Annotated in this window: 25 protein-coding genes, 1 pseudogene and 1 riboswitch; of the genes and pseudogenes, 7 read left to right on the top strand and 19 right to left on the bottom strand. The window is 73.7% G+C overall.

Features of this window, described 5'->3' with window-relative positions; all coding sequences use genetic code 11:
- Positions 1-103: 103 nt before the first annotated feature.
- Positions 104-880 carry an SDR family NAD(P)-dependent oxidoreductase gene (locus ACWCWD_RS32435; protein ID WP_450778442.1) on the bottom strand — a complete coding sequence of 259 codons (777 nt, stop codon included), beginning with the start codon at positions 878-880 and terminating at the stop codon, positions 104-106.
- Complete coding sequence (locus ACWCWD_RS32430; protein WP_450778440.1) at positions 877-1548, bottom strand: TetR family transcriptional regulator; 672 nt, start codon at positions 1546-1548, stop codon at positions 877-879. The genes ACWCWD_RS32435 and ACWCWD_RS32430 overlap by 4 nt, the downstream gene beginning before the upstream one ends.
- Positions 1549-1717: 169 nt before the next feature.
- Between ACWCWD_RS32430 and ACWCWD_RS32425 the strand changes: the two genes are divergently transcribed.
- The gene (locus ACWCWD_RS32425; protein ID WP_450778438.1) at positions 1718-2140 is read left to right on the top strand and encodes a GNAT family N-acetyltransferase; all 423 of its coding nucleotides are present in this window, start codon (positions 1718-1720) and stop codon (positions 2138-2140) included.
- A gap of 158 nt (positions 2141-2298) precedes the next feature.
- On the opposite strand, the gene ACWCWD_RS32420 is transcribed toward ACWCWD_RS32425, so the two are convergent.
- Positions 2299-3102: a GNAT family N-acetyltransferase gene (locus ACWCWD_RS32420; RefSeq protein WP_450778436.1), complete on the bottom strand. Its 804-nt coding sequence runs from the start codon at positions 3100-3102 to the stop codon at positions 2299-2301.
- A gap of 502 nt (positions 3103-3604) precedes the next feature.
- Here ACWCWD_RS32420 and ACWCWD_RS32415 point away from each other — a divergent pair.
- Positions 3605-4477 carry an RNA polymerase sigma factor SigF gene (locus ACWCWD_RS32415; protein WP_450778434.1) on the top strand — a complete coding sequence of 291 codons (873 nt, stop codon included), beginning with the start codon at positions 3605-3607 and terminating at the stop codon, positions 4475-4477.
- A 115-nt stretch (positions 4478-4592) separates the two neighbouring features.
- On the opposite strand, the gene ACWCWD_RS32410 is transcribed toward ACWCWD_RS32415, so the two are convergent.
- The gene (locus tag ACWCWD_RS32410; RefSeq protein ID WP_450778432.1) at positions 4593-5519 is read right to left on the bottom strand and encodes an oxidoreductase; all 927 of its coding nucleotides are present in this window, start codon (positions 5517-5519) and stop codon (positions 4593-4595) included.
- Between the two features lie 239 nt (positions 5520-5758).
- On the opposite strand from ACWCWD_RS32410, the gene ACWCWD_RS32405 reads away from it, so the two are divergent.
- Positions 5759-7015, top strand: a complete 1257-nt coding sequence (locus tag ACWCWD_RS32405; protein ID WP_450778430.1) for a sulfite oxidase — start codon at positions 5759-5761, stop codon at positions 7013-7015.
- A gap of 13 nt (positions 7016-7028) precedes the next feature.
- Here the strand turns inward: ACWCWD_RS32405 and ACWCWD_RS32400 are convergent, their stop codons facing one another.
- On the bottom strand, positions 7029-7703 hold the full coding sequence (locus tag ACWCWD_RS32400; RefSeq protein ID WP_450778483.1) for an adenosylcobinamide amidohydrolase: 675 nt from the start codon (positions 7701-7703) through the stop codon (positions 7029-7031).
- A gap of 412 nt (positions 7704-8115) precedes the next feature.
- On the opposite strand from ACWCWD_RS32400, the gene ACWCWD_RS32395 reads away from it, so the two are divergent.
- Positions 8116-9132, top strand: a complete 1017-nt coding sequence (locus ACWCWD_RS32395; protein ID WP_450778428.1) for a PRC and DUF2382 domain-containing protein — start codon at positions 8116-8118, stop codon at positions 9130-9132.
- A gap of 115 nt (positions 9133-9247) precedes the next feature.
- Here ACWCWD_RS32395 and ACWCWD_RS32390 read toward each other — a convergent pair.
- The 6 genes and pseudogenes from ACWCWD_RS32390 to ACWCWD_RS32365 all read right to left on the bottom strand — a co-directional run.
- Positions 9248-10000, bottom strand: a pseudogene (locus ACWCWD_RS32390) (ABC transporter ATP-binding protein); the annotation flags it as partial.
- A gap of 50 nt (positions 10001-10050) precedes the next feature.
- The gene (locus ACWCWD_RS32385; protein ID WP_450778426.1) at positions 10051-11178 is read right to left on the bottom strand and encodes a FecCD family ABC transporter permease; all 1128 of its coding nucleotides are present in this window, start codon (positions 11176-11178) and stop codon (positions 10051-10053) included.
- Positions 11175-12260, bottom strand: coding sequence for an ABC transporter substrate-binding protein (locus ACWCWD_RS32380; protein ID WP_450778424.1), 1086 nt, complete (start codon positions 12258-12260; stop codon positions 11175-11177). Before ACWCWD_RS32380 ends, ACWCWD_RS32385 begins: the two co-directional genes overlap by 4 nt.
- Positions 12261-12331: 71 nt before the next feature.
- A riboswitch (cobalamin riboswitch) is annotated at positions 12332-12520 on the bottom strand.
- Between the two features lie 127 nt (positions 12521-12647).
- On the bottom strand, positions 12648-13871 hold the full coding sequence (locus ACWCWD_RS32375; RefSeq protein WP_450778422.1) for a beta-ketoacyl-[acyl-carrier-protein] synthase family protein: 1224 nt from the start codon (positions 13869-13871) through the stop codon (positions 12648-12650).
- Positions 13868-14128: an acyl carrier protein gene (locus ACWCWD_RS32370; protein ID WP_450778420.1), complete on the bottom strand. Its 261-nt coding sequence runs from the start codon at positions 14126-14128 to the stop codon at positions 13868-13870. Before ACWCWD_RS32370 ends, ACWCWD_RS32375 begins: the two co-directional genes overlap by 4 nt.
- Positions 14129-14421: 293 nt before the next feature.
- On the bottom strand, positions 14422-16344 hold the full coding sequence (locus ACWCWD_RS32365; RefSeq protein ID WP_450778418.1) for an acyl-CoA dehydrogenase family protein: 1923 nt from the start codon (positions 16342-16344) through the stop codon (positions 14422-14424).
- A 372-nt stretch (positions 16345-16716) separates the two neighbouring features.
- On the opposite strand from ACWCWD_RS32365, the gene ACWCWD_RS32360 reads away from it, so the two are divergent.
- A complete protein-coding gene (locus ACWCWD_RS32360; protein ID WP_450778416.1) occupies positions 16717-17214 on the top strand; it encodes a pyridoxamine 5'-phosphate oxidase family protein in 498 nt (165 codons plus the stop codon).
- A gap of 51 nt (positions 17215-17265) precedes the next feature.
- Here ACWCWD_RS32360 and ACWCWD_RS32355 read toward each other — a convergent pair whose 3' ends face one another.
- From ACWCWD_RS32355 to ACWCWD_RS32335, 5 genes are all read right to left on the bottom strand, one after another.
- Positions 17266-18597: a beta-ketoacyl-[acyl-carrier-protein] synthase family protein gene (locus ACWCWD_RS32355; protein ID WP_450778414.1), complete on the bottom strand. Its 1332-nt coding sequence runs from the start codon at positions 18595-18597 to the stop codon at positions 17266-17268.
- A complete protein-coding gene (locus ACWCWD_RS32350) occupies positions 18581-19603 on the bottom strand; it encodes a beta-ketoacyl-ACP synthase 3 (RefSeq protein ID WP_450778481.1) in 1023 nt (340 codons plus the stop codon). Before ACWCWD_RS32350 ends, ACWCWD_RS32355 begins: the two co-directional genes overlap by 17 nt.
- 280 nt (positions 19604-19883) lie before the next feature.
- On the bottom strand, positions 19884-20147 hold the full coding sequence (locus tag ACWCWD_RS32345; RefSeq protein WP_450778412.1) for a type B 50S ribosomal protein L31: 264 nt from the start codon (positions 20145-20147) through the stop codon (positions 19884-19886).
- A 297-nt stretch (positions 20148-20444) separates the two neighbouring features.
- Positions 20445-20963, bottom strand: a complete 519-nt coding sequence (locus ACWCWD_RS32340) for a DUF6584 family protein (RefSeq protein ID WP_450778410.1) — start codon at positions 20961-20963, stop codon at positions 20445-20447.
- Between the two features lie 48 nt (positions 20964-21011).
- Complete coding sequence (locus ACWCWD_RS32335; RefSeq protein WP_450778408.1) at positions 21012-21893, bottom strand: ABC transporter substrate-binding protein; 882 nt, start codon at positions 21891-21893, stop codon at positions 21012-21014.
- A gap of 275 nt (positions 21894-22168) precedes the next feature.
- On the opposite strand from ACWCWD_RS32335, the gene ACWCWD_RS32330 reads away from it, so the two are divergent.
- Entirely contained in the window at positions 22169-23029 is an 861-nt protein-coding gene (locus ACWCWD_RS32330) for a M12 family metallo-peptidase (protein WP_450778407.1), read from the top strand.
- A 15-nt stretch (positions 23030-23044) separates the two neighbouring features.
- Here the strand turns inward: ACWCWD_RS32330 and ACWCWD_RS32325 are convergent, their stop codons facing one another.
- The 3 genes from ACWCWD_RS32325 to ACWCWD_RS32315 all read right to left on the bottom strand — a co-directional run bounded on the left by ACWCWD_RS32325 (position 23045) and on the right by ACWCWD_RS32315 (position 25270).
- The gene (locus ACWCWD_RS32325; RefSeq protein WP_450778405.1) at positions 23045-23674 is read right to left on the bottom strand and encodes a GNAT family N-acetyltransferase; all 630 of its coding nucleotides are present in this window, start codon (positions 23672-23674) and stop codon (positions 23045-23047) included.
- A gap of 87 nt (positions 23675-23761) precedes the next feature.
- Positions 23762-24721: a YihY/virulence factor BrkB family protein gene (locus ACWCWD_RS32320; protein WP_450778403.1), complete on the bottom strand. Its 960-nt coding sequence runs from the start codon at positions 24719-24721 to the stop codon at positions 23762-23764.
- A 231-nt stretch (positions 24722-24952) separates the two neighbouring features.
- The gene (locus tag ACWCWD_RS32315) at positions 24953-25270 is read right to left on the bottom strand and encodes a cupin domain-containing protein (RefSeq protein WP_390960630.1); all 318 of its coding nucleotides are present in this window, start codon (positions 25268-25270) and stop codon (positions 24953-24955) included.
- 97 nt (positions 25271-25367) lie between these two features.
- On the opposite strand from ACWCWD_RS32315, the gene ACWCWD_RS32310 reads away from it, so the two are divergent.
- Positions 25368-25988: an L-threonylcarbamoyladenylate synthase gene (locus ACWCWD_RS32310; protein WP_450778401.1), complete on the top strand. Its 621-nt coding sequence runs from the start codon at positions 25368-25370 to the stop codon at positions 25986-25988.
- The last annotated feature ends 147 nt before the right edge of the window (positions 25989-26135 follow it).

The following is a 26135-nucleotide window of genomic DNA, read 5'->3' as shown; positions in this document are numbered from 1 at the left end:
TGTACCGGGCGCTCCTCCGGTTCCGGCCGGGTCTCGGCCGGTCCGCCGGTGGCGCCCCATTCGATCTGTGCCCCCGTCGCCCCGGTGTGTCCGGGGCGGGTGGTCAGGAGGCGGAGTAGCCGCCGTCGACCAGGTGGTAGCTGCCGTGGATGAAGGACGCGCGGTCGGAGAGCAGGAACGCGGCGAGCTCGGCGACCTCCTCCGAGGTGCCGAGGCGGCCCGCGGGGTGGAGCGAGATCAGGTGGTCGCGCGCCGGACCGTCGGTGTTGCGGAGCAGCGGGGTGTCGATGAAGCCCGGGCCCACGGCGTTGACGCGGATGTTCTGCGCCGCGTACTCCAGGGCCGCCGTCTTGGTCAGGCCGACGACGCCGTGCTTGGCGGCGACGTACGCCGGGGACTGGGCGAAGCCGTTGGTGCCGAGGATGGAGGAGATGTTGACGATGGCACCGCCGCCGGCCTTGAGGAGCTCGGGGATCTCGTAGCGCATCGAGTGGAAGACGCCGCTGAGGTTGGTGGCGACGACGCGGTTCCAGTCCTCGACGGCGTACTCGCCGGTGGGGGCGGCGGGGCCGCCGATGCCGGCGTTGTTCACCGCGAGGTGCAGGGCGCCGAAGGTGTCGACGGCGAACCGGACACCGGCTTCGACGGAGGCGGGGTCGGTGACGTCCAGGCGGACGGCGGCGGCGCGGGCGCCGGTGGCCGTCAGCTCGGCGACGGCCTTGCGGGCGCTCTCCTCGTCGTAGTCGGCGACGACGACCGCCGCGCCGCCGGCCGCGAGGCGCTGCGACAGGGCCAGGCCTATGCCGGAGGCGCCGCCGGTGACCAGCGCGACCTTGCCGGTGAACTCCGTCGCGTAGGAGGTGGAGAGGTCAGTGCTCATGATGAGGTGCTTCTTTCTGTGGTGCCGTGGTGCGCCGGTCCGTGCGGGGCCGGGGTCAGGAGGTCCGCGGAGAGGGCGTCGAACGCCTGGACCACGAGTTCGGGCAGGACGTCCGGGAGACCGCCGCGGACCCAGGCGGCCTGCGCCGCGAGCAGGGCTCCGGCTCCGGCTGCGACCGTCACCGCGGGGCGGATGTCCTCGCGGCGGTCCACGCCGAGCCGGTCCGCGAGGATGGCGACCGACTCCTCCTGGGCGTCCACCCTGATGTGGTGGTATGCCGCGTAGAGGGTCGGCTCCTCCTCGGCCAGGACCAGCAGCTCGAAGATCCGGGGGCGCAGGTGCCAGGGCCCGGCGGCGGTGTCGTCGAGCCAGTCGAGTACGGCACGCCGGTAGGCGGTGAGCGGGGGCTCGGCGGCGGGCCGGGCACGCAGGGCCTCGTTGATGCGGTCACCGTCGCCGCGTACGGCGTCGAGAACCGCGTCCTCCTTGCTCCGGAAGTACCGGCTGAAGGTGCGCCGGTCGACGTCGGCCGCTTCCGCGATCTCCTCGACCGTCACGTTGCGCAGACCCCGGTCGAGTACGAGCTCGAACGCGGCCCGGGCCAGCGTGTCCCGGGTCCGGCGGGCCTTGCGGCCCCGCCTCTCCGGTTCCCTCTGTTCCGTGCTCATGCCTGCACCGTACACCCAAAAATGTCGCAGCGGGACAAATGTCGAGGCGGGACTTTTACCGGGACGGCGGCGGCACGCGGGGAGGGGCGCGCCGTGGCCCGGGACGGCCCACGGCCCTGGGCGGACACCCGACGGCCGGGCCGCCGGGACCTGCCGGATAATCCGTCCCATGGCACGAACCACCCTCACCCTGGCCGACCGGCTCCCCACGGCGGACGAACACCGGAAGATCGCGGAAGCGGTCGGCTGGTCCCACGCCTTCGCCTGGGAGTTTCTGCCCGCCTCCCTCGCCGGCTCCACGGCCGGTGCCGTCGCTCTGGACGGCGAGGAGGTGGTCGGCATGGGACGGCTGGTAGGAGACGGCGTTTCCTACTTCTACGTACAGGACCTGGCCGTACTCCCTTCCCACCAGGGCGAGGGGATCGGGACGCTGCTGCTGCGCCGGCTCCTGGACCACGTCCGGGCCACCGCACCGGCGCCCGCCTTCGTCGGTCTCTTCTCCACCGGGGAGGGCGCGGCGCTCTACGCGCGCGAAGGGTTCACGCCCGGCGACATGACCGGCATGTTCCGCCTGGTCGCCCCGGCCCCTTGAGCCGCGGAGCCCCGTAGCCCCGCGCGAGGAGCCCCGTGGCCCCGCGCGGGGAACGCGAGCGGAGAGGGCAGAAAAAAAAGGGGCGGCGGCGAGCAGGTCCGCTCGCCGCCGCCCCTTCTCCGCCCCGGCGGCCCCCACCGGGGCGGCCAGGACGGCGGTCAGACGCCCACGGCCGGGGCGGGCAGGTCCGACGGGGTCGTCGCGCCCCGGAACAGGGTCGTGCGGCGGAGGCGGAAGCCGAGGGACTCGTAGAGGCGGACCGCCCCGGTGTTCTCGGCCGCCGCGTGCAGGAACGGGATGTCGCCGCGCTCGGTGATCACCTGGGCGACGGCCAGCACCAGGCGGCTCGCGAGGCCCTGGCCCCGTACGGACGGGTCGGTGCAGACCGCGCTGATCTCGCTCCAGCCGGCCGGGCGCACCCGCTCCCCCGCCATCGCGACCAGAACCCCTTCGCGCCGGACGCCCAGGTAGGTACCGAGCTCGACGGTGCGCGGCAGGAACGGCCCCGGGCGGGTGCGGGCGACCAGGTCCAGCATCTCCGGAACGTCCGCCGCGCCGAGCCGCACCGCTTCGGGGTACGCCTCCGGACGCAGCCCCTCACCGGTCAGCTGCACGCCCTCGGCCTCGAATCCGATCTCCCAGTCCCGCGGCGGCGCCTGCTGGACGCCCATGAGCATGACCGGGGCGCCGGGCCCCGCGAGTGCGGCGGCGTCCGCCCAGTCGCGCGCGTCCGGCTCCTCGGGCAGCGCGAACCAGGGCGCCACGTCGGCGGGGTAGCGGACGACGCGGCCCCGCCACTCGGCCAGGTGCGCCTGCGGGCCGCTCAGTGCGGCGAGGGACGGGTTGTCCAGCGGGTGGAGGGGATGGCCGGAGCTCTCCTGCCGGAGGACGGGGGCGCCCACCGGGCCGCTCCCCCTGCTCGCGGGGGCTCCGCGGTGATCGGTGACGTATGCCTCGGACATGCTTTCCTCGCTCCGGTGTTCCTCGGTGGGGCCGGCGCCGGACGATGGCGCCGCATCTGGCGAAAAGCGCCTGCGGCGACCGCGTATTCCCGGCTCCGGCCGTCGGGCCCGGAGGGACGCCCGGGTCCCTTCGTTCGGATCGTGCCGGACCGCTCCCCGACCCGGCATGCTCCAAAGGGAAAGGCCCTCGGTGACCGGCCCGGCGGTCCGCACCGCGGGCGCCTCCCGGAAGGGGGAAACCTGGCCGGTACGGCTCCCTCCGGGGCCCGCCTGTGGCACTCTGACGGCGACCGCCCCGCCGGGCTCCCCCGTACTGGCGGGGCGGTTCCGTGGGGCCCGCGTACCCGGCGGCCCCATCGCGACGACGCGTGGGGACCGACACCGTCCGTTCCCGGCCATTTCCGAACTCCTGTCCTGATTCCTTTCGCTGACGGCGCATGAGGCCCGAAGCCCGGGGAAGGTGCCAGTACCTGAGGGCATTCGAGCAGGGGAGCGTGACGGGATGACCGCACACACGGCACGGATCACCACGACGGACAAGGCGGAGGTGACGGACGGGCTCCCGTGGATCGAGGACGCGGGGAAGGTCGCACCCCAGGACGCGCGTCAGCTCTCGCGGGTCTTCTTCGACCGCCTCCAGGAGCTGGAGGAGGGCACCCACGCGTACCAGTACGCGCGGAACACGCTGATCGAGATGAATCTCTCCCTCGTCCGCTTCGCCGCCGGCCGGTTCCGCAACCGGGGCAGCGGGGACATGGAGGACATCGTCCAGGTCGGCACCATCGGGCTGATCAAGGCCATCGACCGGTTCGACCTCTCGCGCGAAGTGGAGTTCACCTCCTTCGCGGTGCCGTACATCGTCGGCGAGATCAAACGCTTCTTCCGTGACACCAGCTGGGCCGTCCACGTGCCCCGGCGGCTCCAGGAACTGCGGGTCGACCTCGCCAAGGCCAAGGACGCCCTCGCCGTCGAGCTGGACCGCGACCCGACGGTCCAGGAGCTCGCCGACCATCTGGAGCTGTCGCCGGAGGAGGTAACGGAGGGGATCGTCGCCTCGAACGGCTACACGGCCGGTTCGCTCGACATGCCCACCGACAGCGGCGAGTCGGGACGCCCGCACACGAACGGCCGGACCTTCGCCGACGTGCTGGGTGAGCCGGACTCCGCCATGGAGGGCGTGGAGAACCTCCAGGCACTCGCCCCGCTCATGGACAACCTGGACGCGCGGGAGCGCCGGATCATCGACATGCGCTTCGGCCTGGAGATGACCCAGGCCCAGATCGGCGCCGAACTGGGCATCTCCCAGATGCACGTCTCCCGGCTGCTCAGCCGGATGCTGCGCAAGCTGCGCGACGGAATGCTGACCGAGGAGTGACCCGGCGGGGTGGGCACCGTCCGGGAGAGGACAGCACGGGGCGCGGCCTTCGGGCCGCGCCCTTCGTGCGTGCCGCCGCCGTCCCGTAGCCCGGGAGCCGGGGACAGCGGTGCGGTCAGGCCCCGGCGGGAGGCTCGGTGGCGTGGTGGGCGGCGTCCAGGAGGGCCAGCTCCTCCTCGGTCAGCCGCAGGGCCCCGGCGGCCACGTTCTCCTCCAGGTGTGCCGGATCGCCGGTGCCGGGGATGCCCAGCACGTGCGGGCCGCGGTGCAGCGTCCAGGCCAGCCGGACCTGCGCGGCACTGGCGCCGTGCGCCCGCGCGACGGCCGTCACCTCGTCCCGCTCCCGAGCCGCGCCGGCTCCCGCGTCGCGGCCGGCACCGGCGATCGAGTAGAACGGCACGAACGCGATGCCCTGCTCCCCGCAGCTGTCGACGAAGTCGTCCTGGTCGGGGCGTACTCCGATGCCGTAGAGGTTCTGTACGCACACCACGGGGGCGATCTTCTGAGCCTCGGCGAGGTGTTCGGGGGTCACGTTGGATATGCCCAGGTGACGGATGAGCCCCTCCTCGCGCAGGTCGGCCAGCACGCCGAAGCGTTCGGCGAGCGAATGGGGCCCCAGCACACGGAGGTTGACCACGTCGAGGTGGTCCCGGCCGAGCTGGCGCAGGTTCTCCTCGACCTGCTCGCGCAGCCGCTCCGGAGTGGCGTGGGGCAGCCACTCACCGGAAGGACCGCGACCGGGGCCCACCTTGGTGGTGATGACGAGGTCGCCCGGATAGGGCCCCAGCGCCCGGTTGATCAGCTCGTTGGCGGAGCGCAGGCGCGAGAAGTAGAACGCGGCGGTGTCGATGTGGTTGACGCCGAGTTCGACCGCGCGTCGCAGCACGCGGATCGCCTGGTCACGGTCGCGCGGGGCAGCATCGGGATCGAACGCGGCACCGGTCTGCGGCAGCCGCATGGTGCCGAAGCCGATCCGGTTGATCTTCAGGTCGCCGAGGGTCCAGGTGCCCGAGGCGTCTGCCGTGATGGTGGGTGAGGTCATGGCGCCATGTTCGTCGTACGACGGTGGCGCGGGCAAACCAGTTCGACCCGTCCCCTCGCTCCCCGGGCACGCGCGGACGCTCGCGCGGCATCAACTGCCCGACTGTTGCAGCCGCATTGCGGGTTCGTGGCAGGGCGGTGGAACGTCTTCCCGGTGCGCACGGCTCACCCTACGGTCCGTAACCGGCCCGCGGTGAAGCCGCGTCGGCACCACCTCTCCGCATTCATCGAGGAGCGCCCATGGTTCACACCCCGCTGTCCGAGTCCGCGTACGACCGGATGCGCATGCGCCAGTGGGCGGACGGCAGGGCGCGGGGCGCCGGGATCGGCCGGCGGGATCTGCTGAGGCTGGTGGCCGCCGCTTCGGTGGCCGTTCCGCTGGCCTCCGCTGCGACTCCCGCGCGGGCGGCGGAGTCGCTGCCCGGTGTGGTGAAGCCGCTGCCCGCCGACCTGTTCACGATCCGGGGCACCAACGCGGAGACCAACTTCGCCGCGCTGCGCACGACGGGGCTGCTCACCCCCACGGACCGCTTCTTCGTACGGAACCACACCGCGACACCCCGCATCGAGGCGGCCGACTGGAAGCTCACCGTCTGGGGCGACGGGCTGACCGGTGATCCGGTGGACTTCTCGTACGACGCCCTGCGCGCCCTGCCGTCGGTCACCCGCACCACGTTCATCGAGTGCGCGGGCAACGCCCGCAGCTTCTACACCACCCAGCAGAACCAGCAGGTCAGCGGCACGGCATGGACCCTCGGCGCGATCGGGACCGCGCGCTGGCGCGGAGTGCCGCTGCGCACGGTGCTGCGGCGTGCGGGCATCGGCCGGCACGCCGTCGACGTACTGCCGCGCGGTCTGGACGCGGAGGTGGTGACCGACGGTGTGAACCTGGGGCGGGTGCGCCGGCCGCTGCCGGTGTCGAAGGCCCTGGACGACGTGCTGCTCGCCTACGAGATGAACGGCGAGCCGCTGCCGCCGGACCACGGCTTCCCGGTGCGGCTGGTCGTGCCCTCGTGGGTGGGGGTCTCCAACATCAAGTGGGTGGGCGACATCGAGGTGAGCACCGAGCCGCTGGTGTCCCCGTGGAACACCACCCTCTACCGCCTGTTCGGACCCGGCTATCCCGCGGAGGGCAGCGCACCGCTGACCCGGCAGACCCTCAAGAGCGCCTTCGAGCTTCCGCTCGGCGCGTCCTTCACCGCGCACCGGCGGGTCGAGCTGACCGGGCGGTCCTGGTCGGGCGGCGCCCCGGTCCGGTCCGTCGAGATCAGCACGGACGGCGGTGTCCGCTGGCGGCGGGCCCGGCTGCGCGACGAGCCGCGCGCCGGGAGCTGGGTGCGCTGGTCCGCGGGCTGGGTGCCGGACCGTACCGGGCCGGGCGTCCTGCTGGCGCGGGCCACGGACCGGTCGGGGCGGACCCAGCCGGAGACGGCCGCGTACAACACGCAGGGGTACCTCTTCGACGCCGTGGTACGCCACCCGGTGACGGTGGTCTGAGAGCGGCGGGGATCTACCCGAGCGAGGCGCCACCGCCCGGCCGGCTCGGCTCGCGTGCGTCACGCAGGTGGCGCAGCGCGCCCTCGAGTACGGCGGCGTGCACGGCCCTGGCCAGGCGTGCGCCCCAGCGCGAGCGGGGCCCGGCGAACGGTTCCGCGCCCTCGGCGCCCGGGGCGGGTGCGGCGACGCAGACGGCGTCCGTGGGGGTTCCGGAGCAGTCGAGCCCCGCGTCCAGGAGCGCCTGCACCTTGGCCTCGGTGGCGGTGGCGACCGCGTTGACCAGGGCGGCGTCGCTGAGGGCGACCGGAAGGACGACGACGATGTTGACCGTTCCGGGCGGCAGCGGGGCGTCCGCGCCCGGCGCCGGGGCGGCCGCCCAGCCGCGTACGCCGAGGCCGCTGGTGACGGTGGCCGTCACGCCCTCGTCGTACGCCTCGGTGTAGGCGCTGACGTCGGCGGCGGTCATGAGTCCGGCGCCGGGTCCGTCGAGTCCTTCCGCCGCGGCGATCTCCGCGAGGTGGCGGTCGGGGTCGAGCCTCGGGTACCCGCCGGGCACCTGGGCGTTGAGGATCCAGGCGCGGGGGCCGATGCCGCCGCCGAGGACCGCGCTGCTGCATACCCGGCTGCCGGGGGCCAGCCGCCAGACCAAGTGGCCCAGCCGGTGGCCGTCCTCGTGCCGGGTGCGCAGGCGGCCCTGCGGGACCGGGCGCGGGAGGGGTACGGAGGCGATGGCGGTTCCCGGGGTGTGCGGCGGCCGGCCGTGGTGGACGGCCCACCGGTGCGGACGACGACGGCCGGTCGATCCTACGCGCGCCCCCGGTGCCGCCGGACACCGGCCATACGCCTCCCGACCGGCTTCCGGACGGGCCGGTGTGCCGCCTGCCGCCTGCCGCCTGGATCGTCACCCGTATGGCCTAACGGGTGGCCCGGGTCACCTTTCCCGGCGGTCGCGGGGCGGGGCGGGCGCGTGGCCCCCTGCCTGCCGGGCACCCGATGGCCGGTGGGTTGCAGGGGCCATCCGGGTGAGGCGCGATGGAACCGGGCGTGCCGCACCTGAGTGGACCCACCACAGGACGCGTCCGGGCGAGGAGGCATCGGTCATGGCAGCCGCTGACGGTTTCACGGATTCCGGAGAGCTCGACGGTCTCACCGTCTACGACAACGGGGGCGAGAAGGTCGGCAGTGTCGGCCGCGTGTACGTCGACGACGACACCGGCAAGCCCGACTGGGTCACGGTCAAGACCGGCATGTTCGGGATGAAGGAGAGCTTCGTCCCGCTCGCCGGAGCCCGTCGGGTCGGAGCGGACCTGCACGTGGCGCACCCGAAGGAGAGCGTCAAGGACGCCCCCCGGGTCGACGCGGACGCCCATCTCTCCGTCGCCGAGGAGGAGGAGCTCTACCGCCACTACGGACTCACCAGGAAGCCCAGGAGCACCGCCGGTACGGGCATGGGCGCGGACGGCCGGACGACGGCCGGCACGGGAGCGATGGGCGGCGCGGCCGGAGCGGCCGCCGGCGCCGGGGCGGCGGGCGCGGCCCGCACCACCGGCACGGGCAAGGCGACCGGCGGTACCGCGGGCATGACGAGTACGGGCATGACGGGCGCCGGCACGCACCGGGACACGGACGCCACGGCCGGAGCACGGCCGCTGGCGGGCGCCGGCGCGAGGTCCGCCCCCGACATGTCCAAGGCCGACCTCGCCGGCCAGGAGGAACTCATCCGCTCCGAGGAGCAGTTGCGCGTCGGCACGGAGGAGTACGAGAGCGGGAAGGCCCGTCTGCACAAGTACGTCGTGACGGAGGAGGTCACCCGCACGGTGCCCGTCTCGCACGAGGAGGTTCGCGTGGTCCGGGAGCCGTTGGCGCCGGGCGAGAAGGTGACCGGGCAGAGCGCCATCGGCGAGCAGGACGTCGAGGTGACCCTGCACGCCGAGCGCGCGACCGTGCGCAAGGAGGCCGTGGCCGTGGAACGGGTACGGCTGGAGAGGGACCGGGTGACCGAGCAGAAGGAGGTCTCCGCCGAGGTCCGCAAGGAGAAGATCGACTACGCGGACGGCACGGAATCCACCACCGGCAAGGACATGGGCGGTGATTTCGGGCCGGGCGGACGTCGCTGACCTCCGGCCGTCCCGGGAGCAGGACCGAGGGCCGACCCGAGCAGGGCGCGGGGGCGGAACCGGAGTGACGGTTCCGCCCCCGCGCCCTGCTCACGTGCCCCGCGCCCTGCCCGGGTCACGCCCCGGCGGCGGGCAGGAACCGCACGCTGGGCAGGAACCGCACGCTGGGCCGCCCCTGCGGGCCGTCCCGGGTGACCACGGAGCGCACCCGGTAGACGTCCTCGATGAGCCGCTCGGTGACCACCTCGTGCGGGGTGCCCGCCGCGACCACCCGTCCGCCGTCCAGCACGACGACCAGGTCGCAGAACATGGCGGCCAGGTTCAGGTCGTGCAGGGCGACCACGCACGTGAGGGGCAGTGAGGAGACCAGGGTCAGCAGGTCGAGCTGGTGCTGGATGTCCAGGTGGTTGGTGGGCTCGTCGAGCAGGAGTTCGCGGGGCTGTTGGGCGAGGGCGCGGGCGATCTGGACCCGTTGGCGTTCGCCGCCGGAGAGGGTGTGCCAGGACTGCCCGGCGCGGTCGGTCAGTCCGGTCCGTTCCAGGGCCTGCCGGACGGCCTCGTCGTCCGCCGGGCCCGGCGCGGACCAGGCGCGGCGGTGCGGGATGCGCCCGAGGCGTACGACGTCGAGGACGCTCAGCTCGACCTGGGTCGCCGCGTGCTGGTCGACCACGGCGACCCGCCGGGCCACCGTGCGCCGACCGGTCGCGGCCAGCGGTTCGCCGTCGAGTGTGACGAGGCCGCCGTCCGGTGGCAGGACGCCCGCGAGCACCCGCAGCAGGGTGGATTTCCCGGAGCCGTTGGGGCCGATCAGGCCGACGGTGGCGCCGGGCGGCGGGGCGAGGGTCACACCGTCGAGGATGAGGCGGCCGCCGGCCGCCCGGCTCACCCGGTCGGCCCGCAGTCCCTGGGCGGGGGCGGTCATACGACCCTCCGGGTGCGGTGCAGGACGAGCACGAAGGCCGGTACCCCGATCAGTGCGGTGACCACGCCGACCGGCACCTCCTGCGGGTCCAGGACCGTCCTGGCGAGGGTGTCGACCCAGACCAGGAAGACGGCGCCGGCCAGCGCGGTGACGGGCAGCAGTCTGCGGTGTCCCGCGCCCGCGAGCGCCCGGGCGGCGTGCGGCAGCACCAGGCCGACGAAGCCGATCGCCCCGGCCGAGCTGACCAGCGCGGCGGTGAGCAGCGCGGTGGTGCAGAGCAGCACGGTCCGGGTGCGGGCGACGTGGACGCCCAGCGTGGCCGCGGCGTCCTGCCCGAAGGCGAAGGCGTCGAGCGTACGGGCGTGTGCCAGACAGATCGCCAAGGTGACCACCACCACGCCGGTGCAGAGCTGGACATCCGTCCAGCCGACACCGCTGAGCGAGCCGAGCAGCCAGAACAGCACTCCGCGGGTCTGCTCCGCGTCGGCGGCGGTCATCACGGTGAACGAGGTGAGCGCGGAGAAGAGTTGCATCACGGCGACGCCCGAGAGCACGACCCGGTCCGTGGTGCCGCCGAGGGTGTGGCTGAGGAGGAGGACCAGCGCGAACGAGGCGAGCGCTCCGACGAAGGCGCCCGCCGAGAGGGAGACCGCTCCCCCGCCGACGCCCAGCACCACGACCACGACCGCGCCGGTGGACGCCCCCGAGGAGACGCCGAGGACGAAGGGGTCGGCGAGCGGGTTGCGGAGCAGCGACTGCATGACGGTCCCGCACACCGCGAGCCCGGCGCCGCAGACGGCCGCGAGCAGGGTGCGCGGCATCCTGAGGTCCCAGACGATGCCGTCCCGGATCGGGCTCAGCTCCGTTTCGCCGAGGCCCAGGTGGGCGGCGACCACCGACCACACGTCGGCGACGGAGATCCGGGCCGGGCCGATGGTGACGGCCACCGCGACGGAGGCCAGGAGCAGTACGGTTCCGCCGCCCCACAGGAGCGGTTCGGGCACGGCCCGCAGGCCGGTGCGCCGCCCGTACGGTACGGACCGGGCGCCGGCGTCGGCCGGCACCGGGCGGGTGCCGGCCGGCACGGCGGCAGGGGCGCCCGCCGGGTCGCCGTCGGCCGTCATCCGGCGAGGCCGAACTCGCGCAGCCCCGCCGCGACGCGCTCGATGCCCTCCACCGTGCGGATGGTGGGGTTCATGGCCTGGCCGCTGAGCAGGACGTACCGCTTGTTCCGTACGGCGTCCATGTTCTTGGTGACCGGGTTGGACTCCAGGAACTCGATCTTCTTCTCGGCGCTCTCGGCCGTCTGCGACTTGCGGGTGAGGTCGCCGATGACGAGGACGTCCGGATCGCGGTCGGCGATGGTCTCCCAGTTGATCTGGGGCCATTCCTCGTGGGTGTCGTCGAAGACGTTCTTCGCGCCGAGTTCGGTGGTGATGATGCCGGGCGCCCCGCAGCAGCCCGCCAGGTACGGGGCCTCGGAGTTGGCGAACCAGTACATCAGGGTGGTGCCGGAGGCGTCGATGCCGTCGGTCGCCTTCGCCACGCGGGCCCGCAGGTCCTGGATGAGCTTCTCGCCCCGTTCCGGTACGCCGAACACCCGGGCCAGGTCGCGTATCTCGCCGTAGACGCTGTCCAGGGTGAGGGCGGTGGAGCGGGCGCCGTCGCCGTCGCCGCTGTTGTCCTTGCCGGTGCAGTCGGAGGGCGAGACGTAGGTGGGGACGCCCAGGTCCTCGAACTGTTCGCGGGGGGCGACCCCGCCCTTGCCGAGGGTGGACTCGAACGAGGCGCTGACGAAGTCGGGTTCCCGCTCCAGCACCTTCTCCGAGGAGGGGGCGTTGTCGGAGAGCCTCGGGACCTTCGCGTTGGCCTTCTCCAGGCCCTTCATCACGGGGTCGGTCCAGGTGGCGGTGGCCGCGAGCCGGTCGGCGAGGCCGAGGGAGAGCAGGATCTCCGTCGATCCCTGGTTGAGGGAGACCGCGTGGTGCGGGGCGGAGGTGACGGTGACGGTGCGTCCGCAGTTGTGGAGCGTCACCGGGTATCCGTCGACGGCCGCACCGGCGGCGGCCGGTGCGTCGTCTCCGGTGCCGCCGCAGGCGGTCGTCAGCAGGAGCCCCGCCGTCAGCAGGGCGGCGCGGCGGGCGGATCGGGCCACGCGCGCGTGCCAGGCGTCGCCCGACGGGCGGGGCTTTCGAAACACGGCCATGGGGGGCACGGGGTACCTCGGCGTCTCTGGGCCCATGCGCGGGGCCCGTTGTACGGAATGCTGCGGCCCGTACGGGTCGCAGGGCGCCAGCAGGTCTTCGGACTCGGGTTCGTGCGGACGGGGCGCCTTCCCGGGAAACCCGTGGGTCTCCCAGTGGCCGTGGCCCCGCCCGTCCCCCTCACCGCTGCGCGTCAGTTCCGGACTCTCACCGGATTCCCTGACCCCATGTGTGGAGTGCGACTGGCACTGGGAAGCTATCACGCCCCGCCGCGCCGGCCGGATGCCTGTTCGGTGCCGTACGACCACCGCCACGGCCCCGGACCGGGTACGCCGACGGGGCGCCGCCGGAGGTCGTCCGGCGGCGCCCCGCTGTTCACGGCTCCCGGGTCAGGGCAGCCGCAGTGCGATCACGGCGTTGTGGCCGCCGAACCCGAAGGAGTGGCTGACGGCCCGGCGGACGGCGACGGGCCGGGGCGCCTTGGTGACGCAGTCGATGTCGAACCCGGGTGCCGGGGCGTCCAGGTTGGCGATCGGCGGGACGAGCTGGTGCTGGAGGGTCAGCACGGTGAGCGCGGCCTCGATGGCGCCCGCCGCTCCCATGCAGTGGCCGAGCACGCCCTTGGGCGCGGTGACCGGCGGCCGGTGCGGGTAGGCCCGGGCGATGAGGGCGGCCTCGGTGGCGTCGTTGAGCGGGGTCGCGGTGCCGTGTGCGTTGACGTGGCCGACGTCCTCGGCGCGCCAGTCGGCGTCCCGCAGGGCGGCGTCGACAGCCGCCCTGGCCACCTTGCCGGAGGGGTGCGGGCTGGTGGGGTGGTGGGCGTCGGTGGTGGCTCCCGTGCCCGCGATCAACGCTCTGGGGACCGCCCCCCTGGCCACGGCGTCCTCAGCCCGTTCCAGCACCATGATGGCGGCGCCCTCGCCCATGACGAGGCCCGCGCGGTCCTCGGCGAACGGGCGGCAGAGCAGCGACGGGTCGCCGTCCGGCAGGGCCGCCGCACCGGACCGGGCCAGGCCCGTCATCGCCACCGGGAAGACGATCGACTCGGTCGCCCCGGCGACGGCGATGTCGCACTGACCGCTCATCAGCATGTCCCGCGCCACCGACAGGGCGGTGACCCCGGACGAACAGGCCGTGCACGGAGCCAGGCTGGGGCCGGTGGCCCCGAGCTGGATCGCGATCTCCGCGGCGGGCATGTTGGGGATGGTGAGCAGGATGCCCGCGGGCGAGGACGCCTCGGCCCCCAGCCGGTCCAGCACCACGGCCTGCTCGGAGAGGGCCGCCGACCCGCCGCTGCTGGTACCCACCACGACCGAGACCCGGGCGCCGTCCCAGCCGCCCGGGTCGAGACCGGCGTCGGCCACCGCCTCCCGGGCGGCGAGCACCGCGAACTTGACGTACTTGCCCATCCGGTAGGCGGTCCGGCCGCCGACGGCGTCGTCCAGGTCGATGCCGGTGACCGTGCAGGCGAAGTCGACCGCGCACCCCTCCAGTTCGGGAACCGTACGGGCCGAGGACACCCCGGCGAGCACGCCCTCCCAGGTGGAGGCCGTGTCGTTGCCCGCCGGGGTGATCATGCCCAGTCCGGTGACGGCGATCTCGGGCCTCTTCATCGGGTGTTGCTCACCGGCTCCCCGCGGCGGGAGGCGGTACGGATGAACTCCGAGATGTCCGCGAGGGTGGCGTCCCGGTGGAGGGTGTCGACGGGGGTGTGGATGCCGAGGGTTTCCTTGATGATGACCGCGAACTCCGCCACCGCCAGCGAGTCCATCTCCAGGCTGTCCATCGTGGACTCCGGGTGAATCTCGGCCGGGGGCACCTTGAACGTATCGGTCAGCACGCCGACGATCTTCGGATGAATGGCCTTCATGATCTTCCTCTTGTATTCGGCACATACCTGGGGGGTGGCGGGCGCGTTCATCGGGCCCATCTCGGTAACTGGCTGAGCCCCATCTGGTTACGCCTTCCGGCGAACCGATTCCTCTACGCCCACCTGCGGCTTCTTCTGCCCCATCGAGACAACGAAGGCCGTTCCCCAGTACGCCAGAAGGGTGGCCCTCACCCCCAGTGAGCCCATGGCCTCACGTACCCGTCGGACGCGTCCCCGAGAAGCGGTCGCCGCGCTCCCTCCCTCGCCGGTCACCGGGCGGCCCGCTCCACCGGTCACCGCGCGCCCTCCCGGGCCGGGCGGGCGGAATCCCGGTGCCAGGGGCCTTCGGGATCGTCGTAGGCGTCGGCGTAGGCGGACCCCGCGATCGGCCGGTCGGCGAAGAGCTCGTCCGGCAGCGCGAACGACTCCACCAGCGCGGGGACGTGTCCGGCGACGGTGGCCAGGGCCTCCTCGTACAGGCCGGGCAGGGCGCGTACCTGCTCGGCCGTCACCCCCCCGTCGGCCAGCAGCTCCCCGCTGCCCTGCCCGACCTGTCGCAGCAGGAACAACCGCTCGACCTCGGCGAGCCGTTCGCGCGCGGGCCCCTCGGGCAGGGCTGCGAGGGACTCCGCGAACGCCCCGGCCGCCTGCCCCACCGCGTGCGCCTCCACACCGCGCAGGGCGTCCCCCGAGGCCGCGTTCCAGCGGCCGAGCGGGTCCCCGGGCGGGGCGGCGCCCATCCGCGACCGGGCCCGCGCGAAACGGAGGGCCTCCAGCGCGGCGAGCAGCCCGCGCAGGAACGCCGGGTCCCGGAGGTCTCCCGGCGCCTCCTCCACCTTCCCCGCGCTCTCCGTGTTCCCTGCTTCCCCTGCGTTCCCCGCCTTCCCCGCCTTCCCGTCGGCGGCGTGCTCCGGGGCCGAGAGCAGCATCTCGGCCGCCGCCTTGGCGTGCACGGCGAGGTTGTCCCCCTCGGCGGTGATGGTGCCCTCGATGCCGGTGACCAGCGCGGCGAGCCCGTTGTGCTCCAGCAGCCCCTGGGCGCCGCAGCGTTCGCGGCATTCCACGATCACGTCCCTGGCCCGCCAGGTGATCCACCCCTTGGCGACGGCCACCAGCCGCTCCGCCGCCCCCCGGTCCGTCTCGCCCGCGCCCGCCTCCCACCGGTCGAGCGCCCGGCGGTGCAGCAGACTCATCGCGAACACCGTGGCCAACGCCTCGGCCAGCGGCCCGTGATGGGTGCGGTGGGCGTAGACGGGGACCACACCGGTGCCGCGCGGCCCGGCGACCGTACGGTGCCCGGCGTAGCGCACGGCGACGGCGAGCGCGACTCGCGCCGAGCCGACCGCGCAGGCGCTCATGGCCAGCTTGCCCGGGGTGACCCTGGCGATGGAGACGAGCAGGCGCCGCCGCCGGCTCGGGAGCGCGCTGCCGAACTCACCGCCGTCCCCGACGTACCCCTGCACCCCGGTGAGCAGCGCCGACCGGGGCACGAAGCAGCCGTCGAACGAGGTGAGGCAGTGATCCACCGGCGACCCCATCCGGGCCGGCAGCCTGCGCACCCGTACGCCCGGGAGGGCCGCGACGGCGTCGGTGAGCGGGACCAGCAGGAGGAAGACGCCGTGGTCGGTCCCGTCGACGACGAGCCGGGCGGCGACCAGCCCGCTCTTGGGACCGCCCGCCGGGCTGGTGTTGGGCATGAACTTCTGCGCGCCCGCGTGCGGGGTGCGCAGGACGAAGCCGTCGCGCGCGGGGTCGTAGGTGGCGGTCGTCTCCACCTCCGTCGCGTCGTTGCCGTGCGCGACCTCCGTACAGAGGAAGGTGCCGACCTCGTCCATGTGCAGGGGTCCGGAGAGGTCGCGGTGGCCCTCGGGGTCGTGGTCGAGCAGGCTGCCGAGGAAGAGGTTGTAGTGAATCCCCGCCACCGTGGCGAGGGTGGGGTCGACCGGCCCGAGCCACTCGTGCATCGCGGTGAGGGCACGTACGTCGGAGGCGAGCCGGGCCGCACTGTCGAGGGAGCGGTTGATCAGCCGCAACCGGTCGTAGGCGCGGGTCAGTTGGCCCTCCGGGTCGGTGGTGTCCGGCCGGCCACGGAAGGGCTCGGTGGTGGTCAGCCGACGCCAGAAGGCGTGCTCCCGGCGGAAGTCGGGGCCGAAGAGGACAGCGGTCAGGGCGTCCGTGACGGCAGGCGGCAGCGCCGCGGTCGGTCGAGGGGTCATGTTCGTTGAACGATCGCGGGACGGCGAGGACACCCGCCGCCGTACCGGCACCCGGTGCGTGTGCCCGGCCGGTGCACCACCGGGCACGCGCCGCGCACGCGGATCGGCGACCCGCGCCTAGGCCGTTGCACGTCCGGGAAAAGCGGATGGCGGCGTTCGGCCTGCCGAGAGCCCGTCCGCACGGGAGCGGCGCGAACGCGTGGGATGGGACCGACGACGGTCGGCTTACGTGACTACGCGTCAGGCATCGTGTCGCGCCGGCGTCTTGGCGAAGCCGGCCTTCCGGAAGTACGACTGAGGTCCCATCGGCCGCTGGAAGTAGGTCCCGCGCCCCAGGCGCGCTCCGTCCACGCCTGGCTAGGGTCGGCCCTCATGAAGACCACGGAGACCGCCGAGACCACCGACCCCACCGACCCCACCGGAAGCGTCCGTCGCGGGACGGCGGAGCGGGTGCGCGTCACCCTGGAGCGGCTCACCATCGAGCGGGACATATGGGTGTCGACGGCTCATCCCGCTCACGGGCCGCACCAGGTGCCGCTGTGGTTCCTGTGGGACGGGCGAGCGGTGTGGATGTGCACCGGCGCCGGGTCCGCGACCGCGCGGAACGTCCGCGCGGAACCGCGCGTGCGCCTGTCGTTGCCGGACACCTCCGACGTGGTGCTCCTCCAGGGTGAGGCGGAGTACTTCCCCGACACCGAGGTGCCCGAAGGCGCGGCGGAGGCGTTCGCCGGCAAGTTCGGCTGGGATCCGCGCGGGGAGGAGGGCTCCTTCCTGTACGTACGCGTGGTCCCGAAGACCGTGCGCGCCTGGCGCGGCGAACCGGAACTGCCCGGGCGGGTCGTCATGCGCGACGGAGCCTGGCTGGAGTGAAAGCCGGTCCCTCACCGGCGCGCCTTTCCGGGTGCGCGCCCCCGCCGCCCGTCAGGCGCGCCGGAAGGCCAGCGCCACGTTGTGCCCGCCGAAGCCGAAGGAGTGGCTCACGGCGGTCTCGACGAGCTGGCCGCGCGGCTCCTTCACCACGCAGTCGAGCTCGAACGCGTCGGTCACCGAGTCGAGGTTGGCGATCGGCGGTACGAGCCCGTGCTCCAGGGTCAGGACGGTGGCCACGGCCTCGATGGCTCCGGCCGCCGCCAGGGTGTGCCCGACGACGCCCTTGGGGGCGGTGACCGTGGGCGCGTGCGGGAAGAGGCGCCCGATGAGCGCGGTCTCCATCGCGTCATTGAGCACGGTGGACGTGCCGTGGGCGTTGACGTGGTCGACCTCGCCGCGCGACCAGCCGGCCTGCCGCAGGGCCTCCTCCACCGCGCGTTGCGCACCCCGGCCGTCCGGTTCGGGTGCGGTGGGGTGGTAGGCGTCCGTACTGGAACCGGCCCCGACGAGCAGCGCGCGGGTGCGCCCGCCCCGGGCGGTCGCGTCCTCCTCGCGTTCCAGTACGAGCATGGCGGCGCCCTCGCCCATGACGAAGCCGTCCCGGTCGGCGGCGAAGGGGCGGGAGGCGCTCGCCGGGTCGCCGGACCGGGTGGAGAGGGCGCCCATCCGGGCGAAGGCGGTGACGACGAGGGGGGTGAGAACGGATTCGGCGCCGCCCGCCACCACGAGGTCGCACTGGCCGCTGTCCAGCAGATCGCGGGCGATGCTGATGGCCGTCGCGCCGGAGGCGCAGGCGGTGACGGGGGCGAGACTCGGGCCGCGGGCGCCGAGCGCGATGGCCACCTCCCCGGCGGCGGCGTTCGGGATCATCATGGGAACCAGCAGCGGGGACACGGCGTCCGGCCCCTCGTCGGCCAGTCTGCGGGCGTTGTCGACGAGGACCGAGACACCGCCCACCCCCACTCCGAGGACCACGCCGACCCGGCCGCCGTCCCAGCGCGCGGGGTCGTGCCCGGCGTCGGCCACCGCCTGTCGGGCGGCGACGAGGGCCAGTTTCACGAAGCGTGCCATCCGCCAGACGGAGCGTCCGCCGATCGCGGCGTCGAGGTCGATACTGTCCACCGGGCAGGCGAAGTCGACGGGCAGTCCGGCGAGTTCGTCGCAGTGACGGGCCGTGGACCGGCCGGAGCAGAGCCCTGCCCAGAAGGAGTGCTCGTCCGCTCCGGCCGGGGTGACCACTCCGAGACCGGTGACGGCGACGACGGCACCGGCCCGGCTCCCGTGGCGCGCGCCGCGTGGCGCGGTGCGGCAGGCAGCTCTCGCCGACTCGGCGGCCCGGTCCCGAGAAGTGGCCCTGGTGCTTTCGTCAGCCAACTGCGACATGCTCTGTTCCTTCCGTCGTGGTCGTCGGCAGGGCCCCCGGCCAGCGAAGTGCCGCCGAACCCCAGGTGAGTCCGCCTCCGAACGCGGTGATCAGCACGTGGTCCCCCGCGCGCAGGCGCCCCCGCCCCTCGGCGTCCGCCAGCGCCAGCGGGATGGAGGCGGCGCCGGTGTTGCCCACCCGGTCCAGATGGGTGACGCAGCGGTCCGGCCCGATGCCGACACGCTCGGCCACGGCGCTCATGATGCGGCCGTTGGCCTGGTGGGGCACGAAGTGGTCGACGTCGGCGGGGTCCCAGCCCACCGACGTCAGCAGCGCCCGGCAGGACGCGGTCATCCGCAGCACGGCGTGCTCGTAGACCGTGCGGCCCCGCATCCGGAAGAAGGAGTCCTTCTCGGCGGGCGGTCCGCCGGTGGCGCGGGCCCGCGCGCCGCCGCCGGGCACGGTGATCAGGTCGTGGCCCGTACCGTCGCTGCCCAGGTCGAAGGCGAGGAGTTCACCGGGGTCGCCGCTGTGTCCGGCGGCGACCAGCGCGGCCCCTGCCCCGTCGCCGAAGACCACTCCGGCCGAACGGTCCCCGGGATCCAGCCAGGTGGAGTAGACGTCGGCGCCCACCAGGAGGATCCGGCGGTAGAGGCCGGAGGCGACCAGCCCGTGACAGACGGCGAGTCCGTAGACGAAGCCGCTGCAGACGGCCGCGATGTCGAAGGCGGGAACCGTCCCCAGGCCGAGCCGGGCCGCGAGGGCGGGCGCCGTACCCGGGCAGAGGTGGTCCGGGGTGGCCGTGGCGAGCACCAGCGCGTCCACCCGGCCGGGCGCGGCACCGTCGACGAGGCGGCGGGCCGCCTCGTGGGCGAGGTCCCCGGTGGAGAGCCCGGGACCCGCCCGGTGGCGGCTCACGATGCCCGTACGACGGCGCACCCACGCGTCGTCCACGCCCCAGGCCTCGGGCAGTGCGTCGTTGCCCACCGGCTTTCCCGGCACCCATCCCGCGACGCCTTCAAGCACCGCCGTACGTACGCCGCCGCCACCGGCGCCCGTTGCCGCCCGTCCGCTCGTCACCCGTCGCCCCGCTCCCCTGATCGGCCCGTACCCTGTCATGCGAGCGGCACAACACACAGCGCGGATGCGTTCGACACCGCCGAACGGGTGACTGACGTTCACCTGTACGAGTGGAGATCGGCCCAACCGGTGGCGGCTTGCGGCCCGGTCACCATTCCCTCTGCCGGCCCGCCCCGGTCGCACCCGCGGAGTTCCCGAGCCGCCCGGCAGCGCGCGGGACGGAGCTTCAGGAACCGTCCTCATCTCCCGATTCTCCGTACCGCCGTTCGAACTTGGCGACCTGTCCCTCCGCGTCGACGACACGGGCATGGCCGGTGTGGAAGGGATGGCTCTCGGCGGAGATCTCGACGTCGACGACGGGGTAGCTCCGGCCGTCGTCCCAGTCGATGGTCTGCTGGCTGGACGCGGTGGACCGCGTGAGGAAGGCGTATCCGGCCGACCGGTCGCGGAACACGACGGGCCGGTAGTCGGGGTGCTTGTCCTGCTGCATGACTGGCTCCCGGGGGACGGTGGGACGGATGGGCCGGCCCCGCCCCTCCTCTTCCGGTGGAGCGGGCGGGACGGATGCCGGTTCCGACCACTTTCTCCAGCCCGGCCCCTGGACGCGATCCCTGGCCGCCCGTACGGGGCGCGGGCCGAGCCGTCCGGGGAACGGTGTACGGGCGAAGTGGTACACCCGCAATCAGGCCCCGGGCGATCCCGACGGGCCGTGGACCGCGACCGGCTGACGTCCCGTCGCACCACCGGGGGAGTCCGGCCCGCCAGGGGACCTGGGGACCGGACTCCCTCAGCCGAAGAGGGCGACGAGTCCGTTCACCCAGATCGCGAGGGCCGCCAGGACCACCACCAGACAGCCGGTGCCCGCCAGTACGCCGCCGGCCGTCCACGGCTCGGAGGACTCCTTTTCCGGGCCACCCCGGTACGAGGCGGGGTCGTCCCAGTCGACGGGACGTCCCAGCTCCTCGGCGCGGGCGGCGCGCACCGCGACCAGCTGTCCCTCCGCGAAAGCGGTGGCAGCCGTCGCCTCGGGACCGCGCCAGGCGAGGGCCTTCATCCGCCGCCCGGGAGACCCGTACCGAGCCTCGAAGGCCGCGGTCTCGTCGGCGTTCCGGTCCTCCTCCAGGTACATCCAGCGTCCGGCCTCGGTGGCGTCACCGTAGAGCCGGTACACCTCGGCCAGGCGACGACGGAGCGTCAGGTCGTGCGGGAAGGACGAGACGAGACCGCGCAGGCGCTGGCGCGCGACGGGGATCCGGCCGGCGGCCAGGTCCGCGTCGACTCGGGCAAGTGTCTCTCTCAGGGGCATGGACGCATGATCGTGTACGGCACCGAGCCGCGTCGAACAGGTTTTCTCTCAGTTCCGGCGCGCGGTGTCCAGCGCGTCGGCGACCGTCGAGAGGAAGCGTGCGTGCGCGTGCGGGCTGCACAGCGGTTCCGGGTTCCACGGCACGACGAGCGTTCCGGCGTCGAGCAGCGCGGCCCAGTCCGGCTGGGCGCGGAGGCTCTCCAGCGGCGCCGCGTTGACGCGTACGTCCGTCAGCAGCACGTGCGGCGCGAGCGCCGCCACTTCGGCCCAGGGGGCCGTGTGCCAGTTGACGCCGGGGCCCGCGGGCGGGTCGACGAGGCCGACGCCCAGTTCGTCCAGGGCCGCGAGTTCGGGCCACTGGGCGGGGCGGGCGACGTACGCCTGGTCCGGGCCGGCCGGGGAGAGCGCCACCACCCGGACCGCGCCGCCCGGAGCGGGGGCGCGCAGCCTGGCCCGCGCGGCCTCCAGCTCCTCGTCCGCCCGGGGGATTTCGCCCGCACCCAGCGAGCGCGCCAGCTCGGCGAAGCGGTCCGACGTCCCCGCCAGCGTGCGCGACTGCCCGACGTCGATCACGACGACCGGGACCTGTTCCTCCAGATGCTTGGCGGTGTCCGGGTCGAGTCCGTACACCTGGCCGCCGCCGTAACTGACGGCCACCACCAGGTCGGGCGCGTCGCGCAGCAGGGTGTCCACGTCGAGCGCGGTACCCGCACCCAGGTAGGCGACCTCGTCCACCGGGAGTTCCCCGCTCTTCGCCGGGTCGATCCCGGCACCGTCGTGGCCGGAGCCGAAGACGCCGTAGGACCGGACACCGAGGTCCCAGAGGGTGGCCCCCGCCTGGACGTACGCCAGCACCCGCGAAGGGGTCCGCCCGGCCCGGGACACCCGGCCCCGGTCGTCCGAGAAGCGCCACCCGTTCTGTTCCGTCACGTTCCCCACCCCTTGATCCGTGCTCTTCCGCCGGCCGCCGGCCCCCTTCGCACAGATGTACCTGCCCAACTCCTCACCGCCGCACCCCTCGTCCCCGGACCGGCGTCCGCGCTCCCCCGCCAGGGTGTGTCGTCGACACGCCCCGAGCGCTCAGGACGCCGACGGGGAAGCCGTCCCGCACTTCTTCACGCGGGCGCGACCCGGTTTCGCCCGGCATCGATCAAGAAACATTCCTTGCGACCGGCACGACCCGTCCCGGACGGAAGGATGCGCCCATGCCCGCGACCGCTCTCAAGGCGGCTCTGGCCCTGCCCCTCGTCGCCGCGCTCGGCCTCGCGCCTTCGGCGCGCGGTACCGCCCCCGGGAGCGCGCCGAACAGCCCTCGTGAGGTGACGGCAGCCCGGCCGGCCGCCTCCTGCCCGGTGGTCGACGTACTCACCGTGTACACGCCGAAGGCCGCGGCGGCGGTGGGCGGTGTGCACCGGGTGCCGGTGTCGGCGCAGGAGATCGCCACCCGGATGAACGAGTCCCTGCTCGCGGGCGGTGTCTGCGGCTCCATCCGGATCGTGCACCCGTACACGGCGAAGGGGTACGAGGGCTCCGACGAGTTCGACGCGGCGTACGAGGGGCTCCGCGAGGGCAACGATCCCGCCCTCGGCCCGCTCGCGCGACAGCGCCGGGACAGCTTCGGGGCGGACCTGGTGACGCTGGTGGTGGACGCGTCCGGCCGGGGCGGCGGCACCGGGGACTACACCCCCCGGCTCACCGCCGACTCGGACGCGTACGCCTATGCGGTCGTGGACGTCCAGGGCATCGCCCTCGACTCGGCGAGCCACGAGATCGGCCACAACCTGGGCCTGGCCCACGACCGTACGACGCTCGCCGGCGGGTCCGAGGGGGCCATGGAGGTCAGCAGCACCCGTCCGTACAACACCGGATGGGTCACCGAGGACCGCCAGTACTACACGATCATGGCCTACCGCGCCGCCTGCGGTGAGCACTGCCGCGGCATCAGCCGCTTCTCCAGCGCCCGGGGCACCTGGAAGGGCCACCGCCTCGGGGACGCGGCCAACGACAGCGTCCGGGTACTGCGGGAGACGATGCCGATCGTCGCCGGGTACCGCGCCGCCCCGTGAGCCGGCGGACACCGCCTAGAGACCGGTGCTGTCGGTGGTCCGGCCCAGGTAGGTCAGGGGCCCGGGGTCGGGCACGTCGATCTCGTGGAATCCGAGCCGGTCGTAGAAGATCCTGGCCGGCTTGTTCGCCGTCAGCATCGAGAGGTACACGTCGGCGACCCCCTTGGCCCGCAGCGCGTCGAGGAAGGCCCGCATCAGCTCCCGCCCGTGGCCCTTGCGCTGCCAGGGCGGCAGCAGGTCGATGTGCAGATGGGCCGGGTACGCGGCGACCTGCGGGCCGAGCATGTGCTCGGGGCGGTGCAGGAGCGCGATCATCTCCTCGGTGGGCGTGCTGGGCGGCGCGTCGGAGGCCGGGAAGCGGCCGGCCACCAGGGGCAGCCAGCGCTCCCGGAAGGCGGCGGCGAAGGCCGTGGTGTCGGCGGTGCCCAGCACGTATCCGACCGCCCGGCCCGAACCGTCGTCCAGCACGAAGGCGAGGTCGGGTTCGAGGTACGCGTACGGCGCGGCGAACAGACTGGGCATCAACTCCTGATCGGCGTAGATGTGCCGGGAGTCACCGCCGTTGTCGGCGGTCCGGACACAGATGTCGGCGAGCGCGGCACGGTCGCCGGGGCGGTAGGAGCGTATGTACGCGGACTGTCCCATGGCCGGGAGCATGCCATCCTGGGAGCGCTCCCACAAGGTCCGTCCGGCCACGCCCGACGGATCCGGCGGGCACCCCGCACCGACCGGTCAGTCCCCTCCCCCGGACCCCTCGCCGGCTTCCTCGCCGCTCCCTTGCGGGGGCACCGCCGGCCGTGCGCCCCGAGCCTTCCGCTCCGCCGCCAGCTCGGCGTTGAACTGTGCTCCGGCCAGCAGGGCCAGGTTGGTGAACCAGACCCAGATGAGAAAGACGACGAGCCCCGCGAGGGAGCCGTACAACCGGCTGTAGGTGCCGACGCGCGAGGCGTAGAGCGCGAATCCCGCGGAGGCGACGAGCCAGAGCACGGCGGCGAGCACCCCGCCGGGCAGCCCCTGGCGCGTGCCTCGCACCGAGCGCGGTCCCGTCCGGAAGAGGACCGTGATGAGACAGGTGACCAGCACCAGCAGGACCGGCCACTTGAGGAACCACCACAAGGCCTGTCCCGCCTCCGCGAGCCCGAGCCGCCGGGCCGCCCAGCGGGCGAGCGGACCGGTGAGTACCAGCACGAACGCACTGGTCAGCATCAGCAGGAGCAGGCCGATCGCCGAGGTGACGATGGTGTGCGCGTTGCGCAGCGCCGGACGGGTGTCGCGCTCGTGGTGCATGGCGTGCAGGGCGCGGCGGAAGACCGCGAGATAGCTGGAGGCCGACCAGACGGCGCTGACGCTGCCGGTGGCGACCAGGACCCAGCCCGCTGCGCGCTGCTCGGTGGCGGCCAGGAGCGGCTGGCGCAGCGCCGCACCGGACTCCGCCGGGGCGAAGGCCGTGATGTCCGTGATCAGCGCGGCCGTGGCGCCGGGGCTGGCCAGGCCGATGACGGAGACGGTGACCAGCAGGGCGGGCAGCAGGGCGAGGATGGCGTAGTACGTCTGGGCGGCGGCCCAGTCGGATATGTCGTCGTTCCACAGCGAGACGGGGGTCCGTCGCAGCGCGGCGGACCAGGCGGCGGCGCGGCCGGCCGGGTGGGCGTCGCCCGCCTCGCGGGCAGGGGCAACGGACTTGCGGAACACGCGTCGCTCCGGGGGACGTGGACGGGATGGGGCACCCGGGACGCCCGTGCTGGTCGCACGGTCACGCCGCCGGTGCCGTCCTTTGTCTCATGCCTCGGTTTCGCGGGAGTACACCGCCACCCCGGGAGCCCGGTTCGGCCGCCGCCGGGGATCGGTGTCCCGGGCTCGGACGCGGCCGGTCCCGAGGGAACGGTACGGGCACGCACGGCCGCCGGGCCCGCCGCCCGGCCGTCAGTCGTTGACGGCCGTGAGGAGGACCACCGCGTCCTCCAGCGCCAGCAGCCCGTGCCGCTCCCTGGGGATCGGTCCCAGACCGCCGGCCGTCAGTTCCACGTCACCGGAGGGCGCGGTGATGCGGACCGCGCCGCGGAGCACCAACAGGGAGGCGGCGAGCGGCGCGTTGTGCTCGTCCAGCGCGGAACCGGAGGTGAGGGCGATCACCGTCTGCCGCAGTGGTGGCTGCTGGAGCAGACGGTGCGCGCTGCGCCCGTGCGGGGAGCTGCGCGCCGCGGCGAGGTGCTCGTCCGCGAGGGCGTTGAGGTCGTTCATACCGCCACTCTGCCGCAGCACCCGGTGGGCCGCCGCCGGAGCGTGGCGTCGTACCGACCTCGCGGGGCGGACCGGGCGCACCCCGTAGACTCGGCGGATGGCTAAGTATTTCGACGTGCATCCCGAGAACCCTCAGCGACGCACGATCAGCACGGTGGCCGATCTCATCCGTTCGGACGCCCTGGTCGCGTACCCCACGGACTCCTGCTACGCCCTCGGGTGCCGGCTGGGCAGCCGGGAGGGGATCAACCGCATCCGGTCGATCCGGCATCTCGACGACCGTCACCACTTCACCCTGGTGTGCGAGAACTTCGCCCAGCTGGGCCAGTTCGTCCAGATCGACAACGACGTCTTCCGTGCGATCAAGGCGGCGACGCCGGGCAGCTACACCTTCATCCTGCCCGCGACGAAGGAGGTGCCGCGCCAGCTGCTGCATCCGAAGAAGAAGACCGTGGGCGTCCGCATCCCCGACCATGCCGTGGTCCAGGCGCTGCTGAGCGAGTTGGGTGAGCCGCTGCTCTCCAGCACGCTGCTGCTGCCCGACGAGGAGGAGCCGCTGACGCAGGGGTGGGAGATCAAGGAGCGGCTCGACCACGAGGTGGACGCGGTGGTCGACTCCGGCGACTGCGGGACGGAACCGACCACGGTCATCGACTTCTCGGACGGCGAGGTCACGGTCGTGCGCAAGGGGGCGGGGGACACCACCCGCTTCGAGTGAGTGTCCCGCGTCGCCGCGTGCGGGCCGTGCCGCTCGTGTCGTGGAGGTGGAGCGCGGGCTCGCGTGCGCGGCACGGTCCCGACGCGCAGACGGCTGGACTACTGAACTGCTGGAACGGCACCGCCGACGCGGCGGGCCCCGGCCCCT

The sequence above is a fragment of the Streptomyces sp. NPDC001493 genome, assembly GCF_053597235.1.
Note: the sequence above shows the minus strand (reverse complement) of the source record. Positions and strands in the feature narration are given on the sequence as shown.

Bases quoted from the DNA above. Each gene is read 5' to 3' on its own strand.
- ACWCWD_RS32355 (WP_450778414.1), bottom strand. From the start codon at position 18,597: ATGTCGCAGTTGGCTGACGAAAGCACCAGGGCCACTTCTCGGGACCGG.
- ACWCWD_RS32330 (WP_450778407.1), top strand. From the start codon at position 22,169: ATGCCCGCGACCGCTCTCAAGGCGGCTCTGGCCCTGCCCCTCGTCGCC.
- ACWCWD_RS32435 (WP_450778442.1), bottom strand. From the start codon at position 880: ATGAGCACTGACCTCTCCACCTCCTACGCGACGGAGTTCACCGGCAAG.
- ACWCWD_RS32410 (WP_450778432.1), bottom strand. From the start codon at position 5,519: ATGACCTCACCCACCATCACGGCAGACGCCTCGGGCACCTGGACCCTC.
- ACWCWD_RS32360 (WP_450778416.1), top strand. From the start codon at position 16,717: ATGAAGACCACGGAGACCGCCGAGACCACCGACCCCACCGACCCCACC.
- ACWCWD_RS32315 (WP_390960630.1), bottom strand. From the start codon at position 25,270: ATGAACGACCTCAACGCCCTCGCGGACGAGCACCTCGCCGCGGCGCGC.
- ACWCWD_RS32380 (WP_450778424.1), bottom strand. From the start codon at position 12,260: ATGGCCGTGTTTCGAAAGCCCCGCCCGTCGGGCGACGCCTGGCACGCG.
- ACWCWD_RS32370 (WP_450778420.1), bottom strand. From the start codon at position 14,128: ATGAAGGCCATTCATCCGAAGATCGTCGGCGTGCTGACCGATACGTTC.
- ACWCWD_RS32405 (WP_450778430.1), top strand. From the start codon at position 5,759: ATGGTTCACACCCCGCTGTCCGAGTCCGCGTACGACCGGATGCGCATG.
- ACWCWD_RS32365 (WP_450778418.1), bottom strand. From the start codon at position 16,344: ATGACCCCTCGACCGACCGCGGCGCTGCCGCCTGCCGTCACGGACGCC.
- ACWCWD_RS32385 (WP_450778426.1), bottom strand. From the start codon at position 11,178: ATGACGGCCGACGGCGACCCGGCGGGCGCCCCTGCCGCCGTGCCGGCC.
- ACWCWD_RS32310 (WP_450778401.1), top strand. From the start codon at position 25,368: ATGGCTAAGTATTTCGACGTGCATCCCGAGAACCCTCAGCGACGCACG.
- ACWCWD_RS32340 (WP_450778410.1), bottom strand. From the start codon at position 20,963: ATGCCCCTGAGAGAGACACTTGCCCGAGTCGACGCGGACCTGGCCGCC.
- ACWCWD_RS32395 (WP_450778428.1), top strand. From the start codon at position 8,116: ATGGCAGCCGCTGACGGTTTCACGGATTCCGGAGAGCTCGACGGTCTC.
- ACWCWD_RS32325 (WP_450778405.1), bottom strand. From the start codon at position 23,674: ATGGGACAGTCCGCGTACATACGCTCCTACCGCCCCGGCGACCGTGCC.
- ACWCWD_RS32430 (WP_450778440.1), bottom strand. From the start codon at position 1,548: ATGAGCACGGAACAGAGGGAACCGGAGAGGCGGGGCCGCAAGGCCCGC.
- ACWCWD_RS32425 (WP_450778438.1), top strand. From the start codon at position 1,718: ATGGCACGAACCACCCTCACCCTGGCCGACCGGCTCCCCACGGCGGAC.
- ACWCWD_RS32415 (WP_450778434.1), top strand. From the start codon at position 3,605: ATGACCGCACACACGGCACGGATCACCACGACGGACAAGGCGGAGGTG.
- ACWCWD_RS32375 (WP_450778422.1), bottom strand. From the start codon at position 13,871: ATGAAGAGGCCCGAGATCGCCGTCACCGGACTGGGCATGATCACCCCG.
- ACWCWD_RS32420 (WP_450778436.1), bottom strand. From the start codon at position 3,102: ATGTCCGAGGCATACGTCACCGATCACCGCGGAGCCCCCGCGAGCAGG.
- ACWCWD_RS32345 (WP_450778412.1), bottom strand. From the start codon at position 20,147: ATGCAGCAGGACAAGCACCCCGACTACCGGCCCGTCGTGTTCCGCGAC.